Genomic DNA, 13,904 nt, shown 5'->3' with positions numbered 1-13,904 from the left:
CAGTGGCACCCGCTATCAATGGAATCGTCACTCAACGTGACGATTCCATTGATGACGGGGGCAGCGATGACAGCACATGAGGAGATCCCAGAGGACCTGAGCCAGGGCAAAGCACCCCGTACCCACCTCTCCCCAGCCGGCCTACGAGCCCGCGGCTGGACCCCCGGCATGATGCGCCAACTGCTCGGCGAACCCGACCTGTTGCGCACCCACCCGCACTTCGACTCCGCCCCGCCGACCCGTCTCTACAGCATCGAACGCGTGGAGGGCGTCGAGCGGAGCGAGGAGTTCCGCGCCGTCGCGGCGGTTGCCGCCAGGCGTTCGGCTGCCGCGCGGGCCGCGGCGCTGCGCAGGCGGCGGGAGGTCCTGGTGCGGATCGCGGCGGAGCCCATCGAGGTGCCGCGCCTGGCCCCGGACAGGCTGGCTGCACTGGCGGTCGAGCACCGCAACCGCAGGGACGAGGAGCGGGCGTCGTGCCGGCCGGGCCATGTCGTGCAGCCCGTCACGGTCGACGGCGTCGAGCCCGGCGCGCTCGCCCGCTGGAAGGTCGACTATCTGCGCCATCGCCTCACCCGCTACGACGAGATCCGCGACGAGTTGTACGGCCGCACCGGCCGCGCGGCAGCCGAGGAACTGCTGCGTCACCGCGTCTACGCCGCCATCTCCGAGGCGTACCCGCACCTTGCACGGGAGTGCGAACGCCAGCTGCGCGCACGGGGATGCGGTCCACCGCCGGGCTGACAGCCCAGGAGCAGCTTCCGGGACGGAAATTCGGATGCGTATGCGGGTCGGCCCCCGGATGATCGGCAAGTTGCCACCACGACACCACCCACCTTCCACTCACCTCCCACCCACCCCCAGTCACCACCTCTCAGGCACCCCCAGGAGCTCCCATGATCCGGCGAGTCACCTCCCCCACCCTGTTCCCTCCCCCCACTTACTCCCACGCCTCCGTCGTCGAAGCCGGCACGAGACTCGCCTTCCTCGCCGGTTCCGTGCCGCTGGACGGTGACGGGAACCTCGTCGGCGAAGGAGACCCGGTACGGCAGGCCGAGCAGGTGATCGCCAATCTGGGGGCGCAACTGCGGGCGGTCGGCAGCGACTTGGCGCACGTGCTGTCGACCGACGTGTACGTCGTGAGCAGCGACACCGCCGTGCTGTCCGCCGTCTGGGAGGTCGTCGAGGCGTCGGGACTGAGCGCGGGTCCCCACTCGTCGACACTCCTGGGCGTGGCCTGTCTCGGGTACACGGGGCAGCTGGTGGAGATCACGGCCACGGCGGTCGTTCCCGAGGGGCCGACAGGAGAGTCGCGGCCATGACGCCGGTCGTGCTGCGCCGTGCCACCGCGACCGGCGCCGGCGCCGCCGCCGGAGTCTGGCTGCGGTCCTACTTCCGGGAGGTGGTGGTCCCGCTCAGGGAGACCTGGGTCGCCACAGCAAGCGAGACAGACGAGGCCGGCGAGGCAAGTGAGGCAAGCGAGGCAAGCGAGGCAAGCGAGGCAACCGACCGAGCCATCGGCCTCATGGTCCTCGACCACGACGAGCTCTTCCAGCTCTACCTCGCCCCCCCCACCGGCGCGGCCGCGGCATCGGCGACCGGTTCGTCGATCTCGCCAAGCGCCGCAGACTTCGTCGCCGTCGAGCACACGGACGACAGCGGCAACGAGGAGCGGGAGCCGGACGTACGGTACGTCTGGACTCCCCCCCGTCGCCCCCCGTCACCCCCCGTCACCCCGATCAGCCCTGAGCCGCCCCCCACGCCCGCCGCTTCGGCAACGGCTTCGCGTACGTCCCGACCCGACTCGTCCTCAGCCCCAACCCCACCAGTGACTCGGCGAGTTTGACGGCCGCCCCCACCCCGTCGACCACCGGAACCCCCAGCTTCTCCCCCACGGTCCGCTGCAACCCGGTCATCCCGGCACAGCCCAGCACCAGGACCTCGGCGCCGGCGTCACGGGCGCGTTCGGCGGCCGCCAGGAAAGCGGACTCGGTGCGCTCACCGTCCTCCAGCTCCAGTACGCCGAGGCCCGTACCGACGACTGCGACGCAGTTGCGGCCGACCCCGGCCGTCTCCAGGCTGTCCTCGATCTGCCCGCACGACCGCTCCAGCGTGGTCACCACGCCGTACCGCCGCCCGAGCAGACAGGCCAGATGCGCGGCCGCCTCCGTGATGTCGACGACGGGTACGTCCACCAGTTCCCGGACGCCCTCCCGCCCGTGCTCCCCGAAGCCGGCCATGACGACCGCGTCGTACTCGGGTCCCTCGTACGTCCGCAGCGCGTCCATCACGGCCGCCGCCGAGAGGTAGCTGTCGAGCCAGCCCTCCGCCGACTCCGGCCCCCACGAGGGGGTCAGTCCGAGCACGGTGGTGCCCGGGCCTGCGGCGGCCCGGGCACCTCGTACGATCTCCTCGGTCATCTCCTGCGTGGTGTTGCAGTTGGTGACGACGATCCGCACGTCCTTCAGACCTCCCGCGTCACGGACTTGGTAACCGGCGCGGCAGCGGACTCGGCGCGCTCACCGCGGCACAGCAGCAGGTACAGCCCCGCCGCCATCGCCGTCCCGATGAACCAGGAGTACGGCGACACATCGCTGAACGCCTTCACCAGCGCCAGCACCGCCGCGACCCCCGCCGACGGCAGGAACGCCCACAGCGCCTTGGGGTTGACGCCCTTGCGGTAGTAGTAGCGCGAGCCGGGCTCGGCGGAGAACAGCTCCTCGACGTCCACCCGGCCACGCTTGACGAGGTAGTAGTCGACCATGATCACGCCGAACAGCGGGCCGAGGAAGGCGCCCAGACCGCCCAGGAAGTAGTTGACGACCGTCGGGTTGGAGAAGAGGTTCCAGGGGGTGACGACGAGCGCCGCCACCGTGCTGATCATGCCGCCGACCTTGAAGGTGATCTTCTGCGGCCAGACGTTGGCCAGGTCGTACGCCGGGGAGACGAAGTTGGCGACGATGTTGACGCCCATGGTGGCGATGGCGAACGTCAGAGCGGCCAGCACCAGGATCCAGGTGTTGCCGACCTTCGCTACCAGCTCCGCCGGATCCGTGATGGCCTCGCCGAAGACCTCCAGCGAACCGGCGGTGACGATCACCGAGACGACCACGAAGGCCGTCGAGTTGATGGGCAGGCCCCAGAAGTTGCCCTTGCGGACCGTCCGGTAGTCGGGCGCGAAGCGCGAGAAGTCGCAGAAGTTGAGCATCAGCGTGCCGTAGGTGGCGAGGATCAGGCCGATCGCGCCGAACCACTGCCGCCACTGCTCACCGACGGAGACGGGGTGCGGGGTGGACGTGAGCGAGATCGTCCAGCCGGCCTTGGCCAGGATCCAGACCGCCAGCGCGATCATCACCACCCAGATCGCTGGCCCGCAGAAGTCCTGGAACTTCCGCACCGACTCCATGCCCTGGCTGATGATCAACGCCTGGATGAGCCAGAGGGAGAGGAAGGAGACCCAGCCGAGCGCGTGCAGGCCCAGGAAGGAGTTGTGGGTCCAGGACTCCAGGCCGGGCCAGGCTGCCAGCAGCATCACGTTCACGGCGACCGAGGCCAGGTAGGTCTGGATGCCGTACCACATGATGGCGATCACGGCCCTGATCAGCGCCGGGATGTTGGCGCCCCAGACGCCGAAGCTGATGCGGCTGACGACGGGGAACGGGACGCCGTGGCGCTGGCCGATCTTGCCCATCCAGTTCATGCCGACGTAGATGAGCACGAAGCCGACGAGCAGGGATGTGAAGACCTGCCACACGTTCATGCCGAGGACCAGCAGACCGGCCGCGAAGGTGTAGTTGCCGAGGTTGTGGACGTCGGACATCCACAGCGCGAAGAGGTCGAAGACCTTCCAGTTGCGCTTGTCCGCGGGCGCGAGGTCTTCGTTGGTGAGTCTGGGATCGGGGACGAACGCTGGCGTGCCGGTGACTTCGGCACGGTCGGCGAGGGACACGGGGCCTCCAGGAGCCAGGGGACGGAGGACTGCTTATGGAGGTGCCGCCCACGATACGGCGGCATTTGGTATACCAAACTGCCGACATGGTCCTCCCGTCAACAGTTCTGACCGATGTCGCTCTTGTTAACGCTCCGTAAAACACCCCCCGGGTCGGCCAAAATGGCCCCATGAGCTCCCCGACGAAGATCGAACCCATCGGCGCGGTACGGGAACGCGTCCTGGCGACCCTGCGCCAGGACATCATCGCCGGACGCCTGCGCCCCGGAGACCGGCTCGTCGAGCGGGAACTGGCCGAGCGCCTCGGAGTCTCGCGCGTGCCGGTCCGCGAGGCGATCCGCGCCCTGGTCGTCGAGGGGTTCGTCCACTTCGAGTCGGCACGCCGTACGGTCGTGCGCCGGCTGACCCCGGACGACGTCAAGGAGCTCTTCGAACTGCGCGAGGCGCTGGAGGTGTACGCGGCCGGACTCGCCGCGTCACGGGCGACACCGGAGGACCTGGCCGAGGTCGAGCGGCTCCTCGACCAGGCGGCCGCCGCAACCGAGGCCGGCGACGCGGAGACCATCACGGACGTCAACAGCCGACTGCACGACCGCATCATCGCCATGGCCGGCAACAACCTGTTGATCGAGGCCCTGGAACCGGTCGCCGGCCGCCTGCGCTGGATGACCCGACGCAACGAGGAGTGGCCCCAACTCCTCGTGGAGCACCGCGAGTTGTACGAGGCCATCGCCTCCGGCGACCCGGCACGGGCCAAGTCGCACGCGCTGGCCCACGTGCGGACCAACTACCGGTCGACGGTACGGCAGCTGTTCGGGGAGGACGCCGATCAGGATCCTGCCGGTCAGAGTCCTGCCGATCAGAGGCCCGTCTGAGCCGGCTCGCGCCCCGCGTACTTGTCCGTCGCCGCCACCAGCGCGTCCGCCATGTCCGGCGCCCCGGCGTTGTGCCCCCACGTCGTCGATGACGATCAGCTCGCTGCCCGGCCAGGCGTGGTGCAGACGCCAAACGATGCCGAGCAGGTTGCCGGGGTCGAGGCTGCCCTGGACAAGGGTGCCCGGAATGCCTTTGAGCAGGGGCGCGTCCCGCAGGACGACACCCTCCTCATGCGCCTCCTCATGCGCCTCATCGCGCCCCTCCCGACGCTCCTCGCCGAGGAAGTGGCCGTTGCCCCAGTAGTGCGTCACGGTGCGCGCGAAGCCCATGCGGAACACCGGATCCTCGTAGCGCGGGACGGAACGCGGCGGTGCGGCGGCCACGGCCGTCTCCCAGTCGGTCCACGCGCGCGCCGCCCGCGCCCGCACCTCCGGATCCGGCGACTCGATCAGCCGACTGGACGCGGCGGCGAGGTTCCCCACCCGCTCGGCCTCCGGCACCTCGGCGACGAACCGCTCGAAGGCCTCCGGGAAGAACTGCCCGAGAGGCATCCGGGCAACGTAACGTCCACACGGTCGTCCGGTCGCTTCAATTTCAGGTGAGAGAGGCTGCTCGCGCCGCCAAGCTCAACACGTCCCGCAGCATCTCGGGGGTCAGCCGGCCGGTGAAGGTGTTGCGCTGGCTGACATGGAAGCACCCGAAGAGGTCGAGCCCGTCGAGACCACCGGCACCGTCCAGTGCAACCCGCGCCCCGTGCGCGAACGCCGGCCGCGGCCGGGGCACACTCCACCCCGCCTCCACCAGCGCCGGCAACGTCGCCTGCCAGCCGAAGGCCCCCAGCACCACGATCGCCCGCAGCGTCGGCCGCAACAGCCCCAACTCCCGCACGAGCCAGGACCGGCAGGTCTCCCGCTCCCCCGGCGTGGGCTTGTTCGCGGGCGGAGCGCAGTGCACCGGGGCCGTGACCCGTACGCCGTACAGCTCCAGCCCGTCGTCGACGGCGACCGACGTGGGCTGCGAGGCGAGGCCCACGTCGTACAGCGCCTGGTACAGCACGTCCCCGGAGCGGTCCCCGGTGAACATCCGGCCGGTCCGGTTGCCGCCGTGGGCCGCGGGGGCGAGCCCGACGATCAGCAGCCGGGCGTCCGGCGGGCCGAACCCCGGCACCGGGCGGCCCCAGTACGTCTGGTCGGCGAAGGCGGCGCGTTTGGTGCGGGCCACCTCCTCACGCCAGTCGACAAGACGCGGGCAGGCCCGACAGCCCGCGATCCGTCGGTCGAGGTCAGTGAGGGCGTCCACGTTTCCACCGTAGTCACACCCGCACCGGTACAGCCGTCGCGGCCCCCGGTGCGGGCTAAGGTCGAGGCATGGCTTCCGAGGATGACGAGGACGACAAGGGGACGAGCGGCGGCACGGCCGAGGGACGGCCCGGCACGGCCGACCCGGAACCGACCGTCGACCCGCAGGTCGCCGCGGCCGTGGCCGCCGCCGAGGCCGCCGGTGCGCGCAGCGGCGAGAGCGTACGGATCGACAGCTGGATCTGGTCCGTACGCCTGGTCAAGACCCGCTCCATGGGCGCCACCGCCTGCAAGGGCGGCCACGTGCGCGTGAACGGCCACAACGTGAAGCCCTCCCACGCGCTGCGCGTCGGCGACGAGGTGCGACTGCGGCAGGAGAACCGGGAGCGGATCGTCATCGTCAAGCGGCTCATCAGCAAACGGGTCGGGGCGCCGGTGGCGGCCCAGTGCTACGTCGACAACTCGCCCCCTCCCCCGCCGCGCGAGGCCGTCGCCCCGGCCGGCCTCCGCGACCGCGGCACCGGCCGGCCGACCAAGCGGGACCGACGCGAGATGGAACGCCTGCGCGGCCTCATGGACGGCGGCAGCGGACAGCCCCGCGGGCGGTGACATACGGCTGCTGACCGGCGGCTGGCGACCCACGCGAACGACATACGGCGGTGGCGTCCGACCGGGCTCTCGGCCCACCGGACGCCACCACGCCGTTCAACTCCGTCGTCAGTCCCGTCAGTCCCGTCAGCCCCGTCAGCCCCGTCAGCCCCGTCAGCCCCGTCAGCCCCTCAGTCCCGTCAGAGCTGTCAGGCCCGTCGCCGCACCAACCGCAGTAGCTCCGCGTTCGAGCCTCGCCTCGCCCACGCGATGAGGGCGAGCGGCAGGATCAGGATGAGCGGGGTGATGGCGTACTCGCCGTCGAAGTACGTCATCTGGACGACGAAGGCGCCCACCATCAGCGCGCTCAGCGCGACCGCCGCCACCGACTGGAGGGCCGGGATCAACAGGGCGACGGCACCGGCCAGTTCGAGGACACCGATGGCGTACATGCCCGCGCTGCCCCAGCCTATCTCCTGGAAGCTCTCGGCGGCCGACGGGTGCGCGATCAGCTTGGGCAGCGCGCTCGCGACCGCGTAGAAGAGAGCGAGCACTATCTGCAGGCCGCGCAGGGCGATACGGGCCCGGCGACCGCGAGGGGTCGCGGACTCGGCGATGGCGATGGCGATGGCGGTGACGGTGGCGGTCGTGCCGGCGGGAGCGGAGGCGGTGGTCTCGGACATGGGGGTCTCCTCGTGAAGCGGTCAAGCGGTCCGTCGTGCTGTCACAGAGGTAGACCGGGCGTCGCCCCGGAACTCATCGCCGTACGAAGCGAATTCACGCACTTCCGTCGAACGGCTCGAACGGCTCGAACGGCAGCCACCCGTGCCCGATGTACCAGTGCCCGCCCGCCCGCAGATGGTCCCCGACGGCCCGCTCCACCGCCGTGCGGCGCGGCAGGCTCTCGACCGGCAGCTCCGGGTCGCCGAAGACGAACTGGACCGGCTCGGTGTCGGACGGCTCCCGGTCCTCGCGGGCGACGCCGAAGCGCTCCTGGAACCGGACGATGTTGGAGTCCCCGGGAAGGTACTTCCTGAGCTGCGGGTCCAGCAGCCAGGAGTGACAGAGCACCACCGGGTACCGCTCCTGTGGAAAGCACAGGGCGAAGAACTCCCGGGCCAGCTCCAGGGACCGGTCGACCGCGGCCGGGGACAGGGGCCCGCGGAAGTCGGGGATGTGCAGGTTGAGGCAGCGCGAGCCCGGACGTACGTCGAGCCCGGCCGCCGCGAGCCTTGTCCCCGTACGCTGCCCGAGCCGCGCCCGCTCGAACTGCAACCGCCCCAACTGGTACAGCTCGCCACGGAAGTGATGGACGAGCCACCACGGGGCCTGCACCCCCGCCCGGCCGTACCGCCTGCGGAACACGGCCATGTTCCGCCCGAGGTCGGCGAGGGTGCGCCGGGTGACGTCGGCCGGGACGCCGTGCTCGCGGTGGTACGCGCGCGTGGCCGGCAGGGCCGCGACGAAGACGTACACGGGAAAGCAGCGCTGCAGAGCGCCCGAGGCCCAGTCCAGGTCGGGCAGGTCGACCGGTCCTCCGACCTCCCCCATCCCCTGGACAAGCTCGTCGACGGACCGCTCCAGCACCTGGCGCAGCTCCGGGTCGTCGGTCACCCGTCGGGCCATCCGCACGAGGTCGTTGATGTCCTCGTGGGGTACTCCGAGGTCGAGCAGCACCTCGGCCAGTTCATCGGTGTCCGGCAGCACGCGGCCCCCTGCGAGGAGTACGAGGAGTACGTTTCAAGTAGGAGTGGTGATCCCGATGCGTACGGGCAGTGAGCCGACGACAGCGCGCAGTGCACTGCGGGCCCGCTTCTGGCTGTGCGTGTGGGGCCTGGTCTGGACGGTCTTCGGCACCGCCGCGTTCGCGCTGGCGGGGCGTCCCGGCTGGGCCGCGGCCTGCGCGGCGCTGTGGCTGGTGATCACGATCGACACGGCCATGGTCCTCAGACACATCCGCCAGGGCCCGCATTACCAGCCCGGCCGCGACATACCGCCGTATCTCCCGCCCGAGAGCCGTCCCTACGGCCGGACACCCGAGAACCGACCCCACCGGCCACCGCCGGAGGACCGCCGCGCCTAGGGGCGTGCTACGAAAGTCCCGCCCGCCGCACCGAAGACTCACCGAAGCCTCATCCCCCCTGGCCGCCCCTCACGCGTCGAACCGGGCCGCCTTGAGGTACTGCGGGTTCGGGTCGAGCGCGGCGGCCAGCCGGAAGTGGCGCTTGGCCTGGCCGCCCCGGCCCTGTCGCTCATAGGTCCGGGCAAGGGCGAAGTGCGCGAACGCGTTGTCCGGCTCGCGCTCCAGGACGATGGTGAACTCCAGCTCGGCGGGTCGCAGTTGCGCGGCGGCGAAGAAGGCACGGGCGCGCAGCAGCCGGGCGGCGGTGTTCTCCGGGTGGACGGCGATGACCTCGTCGAGCAGCTTCACCGCGCCCCGCGGGTCCCGCGCGGCGAGCAGTTGCTCGGCGGCGCGGTAGTCGATGACATGCGTCTCCGGAGTACGTCCGGTCGAACCGCTGGTCTCGGGCACGGCAATGTCCTTCCCTCGCTGGAGGGCTTCAACGCGCGAACGGGCCGCCGCTATTCCTGGGACGCCCGGGACGCCCGGGACTACCGGGACTACCGGCTCCCCTGTGCCGCATGGGCTCGGCGCACAAGCTCGTCCCACACGTCCTTCACGCGTCTTTGGAGCTCCTCCAGCGGTACGTCGTTGTCGATGACGATGTCCGCGATCTCCCGGCGCTGCTCACGCGTCGCCTGCGCCGCCATGCGTGCGCGTGCGTCCTCCTCGGTCATGCCGCGCAGCCGGACGAGGCGGTCGAGCTGGGTCTCGGGGCCGGCGTCGACGACGACCACGAGGTCGTACAGCGGCGCGAGGCCGTTCTCCGTGAGGAGTGGGACGTCGTGCACGACGACGGCGTCCTCGGCGGCGGCCTCTTCGAGTTCGCGGGAGCGGGCACCGACGAGGGGGTGCACGATCGAGTTCAGCACGGCGAGCCGGTCGGGGTCGGCGAAGACGATCGAGCCCAGCTTGGGCCGGTCGAGGCTGCCGTCCGCGGCGAGCACGTCCTCACCGAACGCCTCGACGACGGCGGCGAGCCCGGGCGTACCGGGCGCGACGACCTCGCGGGCGATCCGGTCCGCGTCGATCAGCACGGCCCCGTGCTCCACGAGCAGCCGCGACACCTCGCTCTTACCGGCACCGATGCCCCCGGTCAGGCCCACCTTCAGCATGTCCCGAAGCTTAGGCCCTGCCACTGACAGCGCACCCGGCAGGGACCAGCCCCCTCAGTTGTCGCCCTCGCGCTCCGCCAGGAACCGCTCGAACTCCCGCCCGATCTCGTCCGCCGACGGGATGTCCACCGGCTCGGCGAGCATGTTGCCCCGGGACTCGGCACCCGCCATCGCGTCGTACTGGTGCTCAAGGCCCTCGACGAGGGTGGTGAGCTCCTCGTCGCCCTCGCGGATCTGCCGGTCGATCTCGTTCTGTGTGCGGTGGGCTTCCGTGCGCAGGGAGTGCGCGATGCCGGGCAGGACCAGCCCGGTCGCCGCGGTCACGGTCTCCAGGACGGTCAGTGCGGCGTCCGGGTAGGCGGAGCGGGCGATGTAGTGCGGGACGTGCGCGGCGACGCCCAGCACATCGTGCCCGGCCTCCATCAGCCGGTACTCGACCAGGGCCTCGGCGCTGCCGGGCACCTGCGCCTCGTCGAAGGGGCTGCTGTGGCCGGGGACGAGGTCGGTGCGGTTGCCGTGCGGGGTGACGCCGACCGGACGGGTGTGCGGGACGCCCATGGGGATGCCGTGGAAGTTCACCGAAAGGCGCACCCCGAGCCGCTCCACGATCTCCTTGACCGCCACGGCGAAGCGCTCCCACTCCACGTCCGGCTCGGGCCCGGACAACAGCAGGAACGGCGCCCCGGTCGCGTCCTGCACGAGCCGTACCTCTATGCCCGGCACCTCGTACCCGGTCCAGCGGTCGCGCTTGAACGTCAGCAGCGGTCGGCGGGCACGGTAGTCCACCAGCCGGTCGTGGTCGAAGCGGGCGACGACCTGGTGGGGCAGTGAGTCCAGGAGTCCGTCGACGATCTGGTCGCCGGTCTCACCCGCGTCGATGTATCCGTCGAAGTGGTAGAGCATGACAAGACCGGCCGACTCCTGGGCGAGCGCCATGTCGACGACAGCCAGCCCCTTCGGCTCCCACGTGTACAAACCCTGCGGATCAAGCACAGTGACCGCTCCTCCTCGTGTCCGTACGTCACAACGCCCTTACGGGCGGCGGCATTCCCAAAGAGAAAGCTCAAGATCACAGAGAACGGCACGGACAACGCCCCGCTTCTAGGGGCGCGGGGAACTGCGCGACAAGCCCCCACCGGCCGGCACACGATAGGCAACGTACAAACGCCTGAGGGACCGCACCTCGAAAGGTACGGCCCCTCAGTCAGCTGCTAGGCCTCAGCGAGCCAGCGTTCAGCTCTGGCCGCCGGCCAGCTTCTCGCGCAGCGCGGCAAGCGCCTCGTCCGACGCCAGCGCACCGGAGGTGTCCGCACCCTCGGAGGAGTACGAACCGCCACCCGCGGCCGGAGCCGCACCCGCGGCGTCGCCACCCTCGGCGGCAGCGGCAGCGTCGGCCTCGCGGCTCTTGATGACCTGCTGCTGGTGCTGCTCGAAGCGGGTCTGCGCCTCGGCGTACTGGGACTCCCACGCCTCGCGCTGGGTCTCGTAGCCCTCGAGCCAGTCGTTGGTCTCGGGGTCGAAGCCCTCGGGGTAGATGTAGTTGCCCTGGTCGTCGTAGGACGCGGCCATGCCGTACAGGGTCGGGTCGAACTCGACCGAGGCCGGGTCGGCACCGAAGGACTCGTTGGCCTGCTTCAGCGAGAGGCTGATGCGACGACGCTCGAGGTCGATGTCGATGACCTTGACGAAGATCTCGTCGTTGACCTGGACGACCTGCTCCGGGATCTCCACGTGGCGCTCGGCCAGCTCGGAGATGTGGACCAGACCCTCGATGCCCTCGTCCACGCGGACGAACGCACCGAACGGAACGAGCTTGGTGACCTTACCCGGGACGACCTGACCGATCTGGTGGGTCCGGGCGAACTGCTGCCACGGGTCTTCCTGGGTCGCCTTCAGCGACAGGGAGACACGCTCGCGGTCCATGTCGACGTCGAGGACCTCGACGGTGACTTCCTGGCCGACCTCGACAACCTCGGACGGGTGGTCGATGTGCTTCCAGGAGAGCTCGGAGACGTGGACCAGACCGTCGACGCCACCCAGGTCCACGAAGGCACCGAAGTTGACGATCGAGGAGACGACGCCGGAACGGACCTGACCCTTCTGGAGGGTGGTGAGGAACGTCTGGCGGACCTCGGACTGGGTCTGCTCCAGCCAGGCACGGCGGGACAGGACCACGTTGTTGCGGTTCTTGTCCAGCTCGATGATCTTGGCCTCGAGCTCCTTGCCCACGTAGGGCTGGAGGTCGCGGACGCGGCGCATCTCGACCAGGGAGGCCGGGAGGAAGCCACGGAGGCCGATGTCGAGGATGAGACCACCCTTGACGACCTCGATGACGGTACCGGTGACGATCCCGTCCTCTTCCTTGATCTTCTCGATGGTGCCCCAGGCACGCTCGTACTGGGCGCGCTTCTTCGAGAGGATCAGGCGGCCTTCCTTGTCCTCCTTCTGGAGAACAAGGGCCTCGATCTCGTCACCGACGGCGACGACCTCGTTGGGGTCGACGTCGTGCTTGATCGAGAGCTCGCGGCTCGGGATAACGCCTTCGGTCTTGTAACCGATGTCGAGCAGGACCTCGTCCCGGTCGACCTTCACGATGACGCCGTCGACGATGTCGCCGTCGTTGAAGTACTTGATCGTCTCGTCGATCGCGGCGAGGAAGGCTTCCTCGTTACCGATGTCGTTGACCGCTACCTGCGGGGTGGTGGCGGTGGTCTCGGTGCTGCTCGTCATGTGGGAAAGGGCTCCGGTACGGACATTGAAGTCGTAGGTACTGCTACGCCGGGAGCCCGTATCGCTCTGAAGAAGCCGGACAGCCTAGGAAGCGCCACAGAAATCCGGTGGCGCCTCGACAACCGAGGGGACATACAACAGATGCGAGCGCAGCCTGCTACGTCTGAGGTGCGCAGGCCCGCAGCGCAACTTGTAGCATACGGGGGCAGCCGGACAGGGTCAATGCGCGAAGCCGCCCACCCGGGGCGGATCGCCGCATAACCGGCACAAAACCTGTCTCCTGAGGCCACGCAGGCCTTGGAGCACCCCTTTTGTGACACCGCCGTGAGGCCGCCGTGAGGGGCCGTGGCATTCAGGTGACGGAAGAGTACGACGAGGGAGCCGATCATCCAAGAGTACGAACCGGAGGCCACGCGCCGTGAGTCCGGCGTCGCGGAGAGCTCGCACGCCAACCGTGGCTGGTGGGACCGGAACGCGGACGAGTACCAGACCGAGCACGGCACGTTCCTCGGCGACGACCGGTTCGTCTGGGGGCCCGAGGGCCTGGACGAGGTGGAGGCCGAGCTGCTCGGTCCGCCGGAGGACCTCAAGGGAAAGGATGTCCTGGAGATCGGCGCCGGCGCGGCCCAGTGCTCGCGCTGGCTGACCGCGCAGGGGGCCCGTCCGGTCGCCCTGGACATCTCCCACCGCCAGCTCCAGCACGCCCTGCGCATCGGGAGCGCGTTCCCCCTGGTGTGCGCCGACGCCGGCGCCCTGCCCTTCGCCGACGCCTCCTTCGACCTGGCGTGCTCGGCGTACGGCGCGCTGCCGTTCGTCGCCGACCCGGTGCTGGTGCTGAAGGAGGTGCGCCGGGTGCTGCGGCCGGGAGGGCGTCTCGTCTTCTCCGTGACGCATCCCATCCGCTGGGCGTTCCCCGACGAGCCGGGCCCGGAGGGTCTGTCCGTCTCGGCCTCCTACTTCGACCGCACGCCTTACGTCGAGCAGGACGAGGAGGGCCGCGCGGTCTACGTGGAGCACCACAGGACGGTCGGCGACCGGGTCCGGGACGTCGTGGCGGCGGGCTTCCGGCTGGTGGACCTGGTGGAGCCGGAGTGGCCGGCCTGGAACACCTCCGAGTGGGGCGGCTGGTCGCCTCTGCGCGGAAACCTCATCCCGGGGACGGCGATCTTCGTCTGCGAGCGAAGCGAGATGGGGGCACCCCCGGCCGGAGGCTGGGGGAGAGACTGAGA

At 70.1% G+C, this 13,904-nt stretch carries 15 protein-coding genes and 1 pseudogene; 6 read left to right on the top strand and 10 right to left on the bottom strand.

Annotation, left to right across the window (positions count from 1 at the left end):
- The first annotated feature begins 66 nt into the window (after positions 1-66).
- Together AQJ67_RS14470 and AQJ67_RS14465 are read left to right on the top strand one after the other, a co-directional pair.
- Positions 67-741 carry a hypothetical protein gene (locus AQJ67_RS14470; protein ID WP_244190454.1) on the top strand — a complete coding sequence of 225 codons (675 nt, stop codon included), beginning with the start codon at positions 67-69 and terminating at the stop codon, positions 739-741.
- 152 nt (positions 742-893) lie between these two features.
- Positions 894-1,319 (top strand): RidA family protein, encoded by a 426-nt coding sequence (locus tag AQJ67_RS14465; protein ID WP_062719111.1) that lies wholly within the window; start codon positions 894-896, stop codon positions 1,317-1,319.
- Between the two features lie 417 nt (positions 1,320-1,736).
- Here AQJ67_RS14465 and AQJ67_RS14455 read toward each other — a convergent pair whose 3' ends face one another.
- Both AQJ67_RS14455 and AQJ67_RS14450 read right to left on the bottom strand, forming a co-directional pair.
- Positions 1,737-2,456, bottom strand: a complete 720-nt coding sequence (locus AQJ67_RS14455) for an aspartate/glutamate racemase family protein (RefSeq protein ID WP_062719109.1) — start codon at positions 2,454-2,456, stop codon at positions 1,737-1,739.
- Between the two features lie 5 nt (positions 2,457-2,461).
- Positions 2,462-3,946: an NCS1 family nucleobase:cation symporter-1 gene (locus AQJ67_RS14450; protein ID WP_062719108.1), complete on the bottom strand. Its 1,485-nt coding sequence runs from the start codon at positions 3,944-3,946 to the stop codon at positions 2,462-2,464.
- A 170-nt stretch (positions 3,947-4,116) separates the two neighbouring features.
- Between AQJ67_RS14450 and AQJ67_RS14445 the strand changes: the two genes are divergently transcribed.
- Complete coding sequence (locus AQJ67_RS14445) at positions 4,117-4,821, top strand: GntR family transcriptional regulator (RefSeq protein WP_062719107.1); 705 nt, start codon at positions 4,117-4,119, stop codon at positions 4,819-4,821.
- Here AQJ67_RS14445 and AQJ67_RS45050 read toward each other — a convergent pair.
- Positions 4,806-5,409 (bottom strand): annotated as a pseudogene (locus AQJ67_RS45050) (alpha/beta hydrolase family protein); the annotation flags it as partial. The gene AQJ67_RS14445 and the pseudogene AQJ67_RS45050 sit on opposite strands and share 16 nt — an antisense overlap.
- Positions 5,410-5,416: 7 nt before the next feature.
- The gene (locus tag AQJ67_RS14435; protein ID WP_062719105.1) at positions 5,417-6,121 is read right to left on the bottom strand and encodes a uracil-DNA glycosylase; all 705 of its coding nucleotides are present in this window, start codon (positions 6,119-6,121) and stop codon (positions 5,417-5,419) included.
- A gap of 68 nt (positions 6,122-6,189) precedes the next feature.
- Between AQJ67_RS14435 and AQJ67_RS14430 the strand changes: the two genes are divergently transcribed.
- Positions 6,190-6,729 (top strand): RNA-binding S4 domain-containing protein, encoded by a 540-nt coding sequence (locus AQJ67_RS14430; RefSeq protein WP_062719104.1) that lies wholly within the window; start codon positions 6,190-6,192, stop codon positions 6,727-6,729.
- 188 nt (positions 6,730-6,917) lie between these two features.
- On the opposite strand, the gene AQJ67_RS14425 is transcribed toward AQJ67_RS14430, so the two are convergent.
- Positions 6,918-7,391, bottom strand: a complete 474-nt coding sequence (locus AQJ67_RS14425) for a DoxX family protein (protein ID WP_062719103.1) — start codon at positions 7,389-7,391, stop codon at positions 6,918-6,920.
- 94 nt (positions 7,392-7,485) lie between these two features.
- On the bottom strand, positions 7,486-8,415 hold the full coding sequence (locus tag AQJ67_RS14420) for an acyltransferase domain-containing protein (RefSeq protein ID WP_062719102.1): 930 nt from the start codon (positions 8,413-8,415) through the stop codon (positions 7,486-7,488).
- 55 nt (positions 8,416-8,470) lie between these two features.
- Here AQJ67_RS14420 and AQJ67_RS14415 point away from each other — a divergent pair, with 55 nt between their 5' ends.
- On the top strand, positions 8,471-8,791 hold the full coding sequence (locus AQJ67_RS14415; RefSeq protein ID WP_208614958.1) for a DUF6343 family protein: 321 nt from the start codon (positions 8,471-8,473) through the stop codon (positions 8,789-8,791).
- Positions 8,792-8,860: 69 nt separating this feature from the next.
- Here AQJ67_RS14415 and AQJ67_RS14410 read toward each other — a convergent pair whose 3' ends face one another.
- The 4 genes from AQJ67_RS14410 to rpsA all read right to left on the bottom strand — a co-directional run bounded on the left by AQJ67_RS14410 (position 8,861) and on the right by rpsA (position 12,675).
- A complete protein-coding gene (locus tag AQJ67_RS14410) occupies positions 8,861-9,241 on the bottom strand; it encodes a tetratricopeptide repeat protein (protein ID WP_062719100.1) in 381 nt (126 codons plus the stop codon).
- An 89-nt stretch (positions 9,242-9,330) separates the two neighbouring features.
- The gene (coaE, locus tag AQJ67_RS14405) at positions 9,331-9,945 is read right to left on the bottom strand and encodes a dephospho-CoA kinase (protein ID WP_062719099.1); all 615 of its coding nucleotides are present in this window, start codon (positions 9,943-9,945) and stop codon (positions 9,331-9,333) included.
- A 54-nt stretch (positions 9,946-9,999) separates the two neighbouring features.
- Entirely contained in the window at positions 10,000-10,938 is a 939-nt protein-coding gene (locus AQJ67_RS14400) for a PAC2 family protein (RefSeq protein WP_062719098.1), read from the bottom strand.
- A gap of 240 nt (positions 10,939-11,178) precedes the next feature.
- The gene (rpsA, locus tag AQJ67_RS14395) at positions 11,179-12,675 is read right to left on the bottom strand and encodes a 30S ribosomal protein S1 (protein WP_062719097.1); all 1,497 of its coding nucleotides are present in this window, start codon (positions 12,673-12,675) and stop codon (positions 11,179-11,181) included.
- A 384-nt stretch (positions 12,676-13,059) separates the two neighbouring features.
- Here rpsA and AQJ67_RS14390 point away from each other — a divergent pair, with 384 nt between their 5' ends.
- A complete protein-coding gene (locus AQJ67_RS14390) occupies positions 13,060-13,902 on the top strand; it encodes a class I SAM-dependent methyltransferase (protein WP_062719096.1) in 843 nt (280 codons plus the stop codon).
- Positions 13,903-13,904: the final 2 nt, after the last annotated feature.

The sequence above is a fragment of the Streptomyces caeruleatus genome (genome assembly GCF_001514235.1).
GTDB classification, from domain to species: domain Bacteria; phylum Actinomycetota; class Actinomycetes; order Streptomycetales; family Streptomycetaceae; genus Streptomyces; species Streptomyces caeruleatus.
Note: the sequence above shows the minus strand (reverse complement) of the source record. Positions and strands in the feature narration are given on the sequence as shown.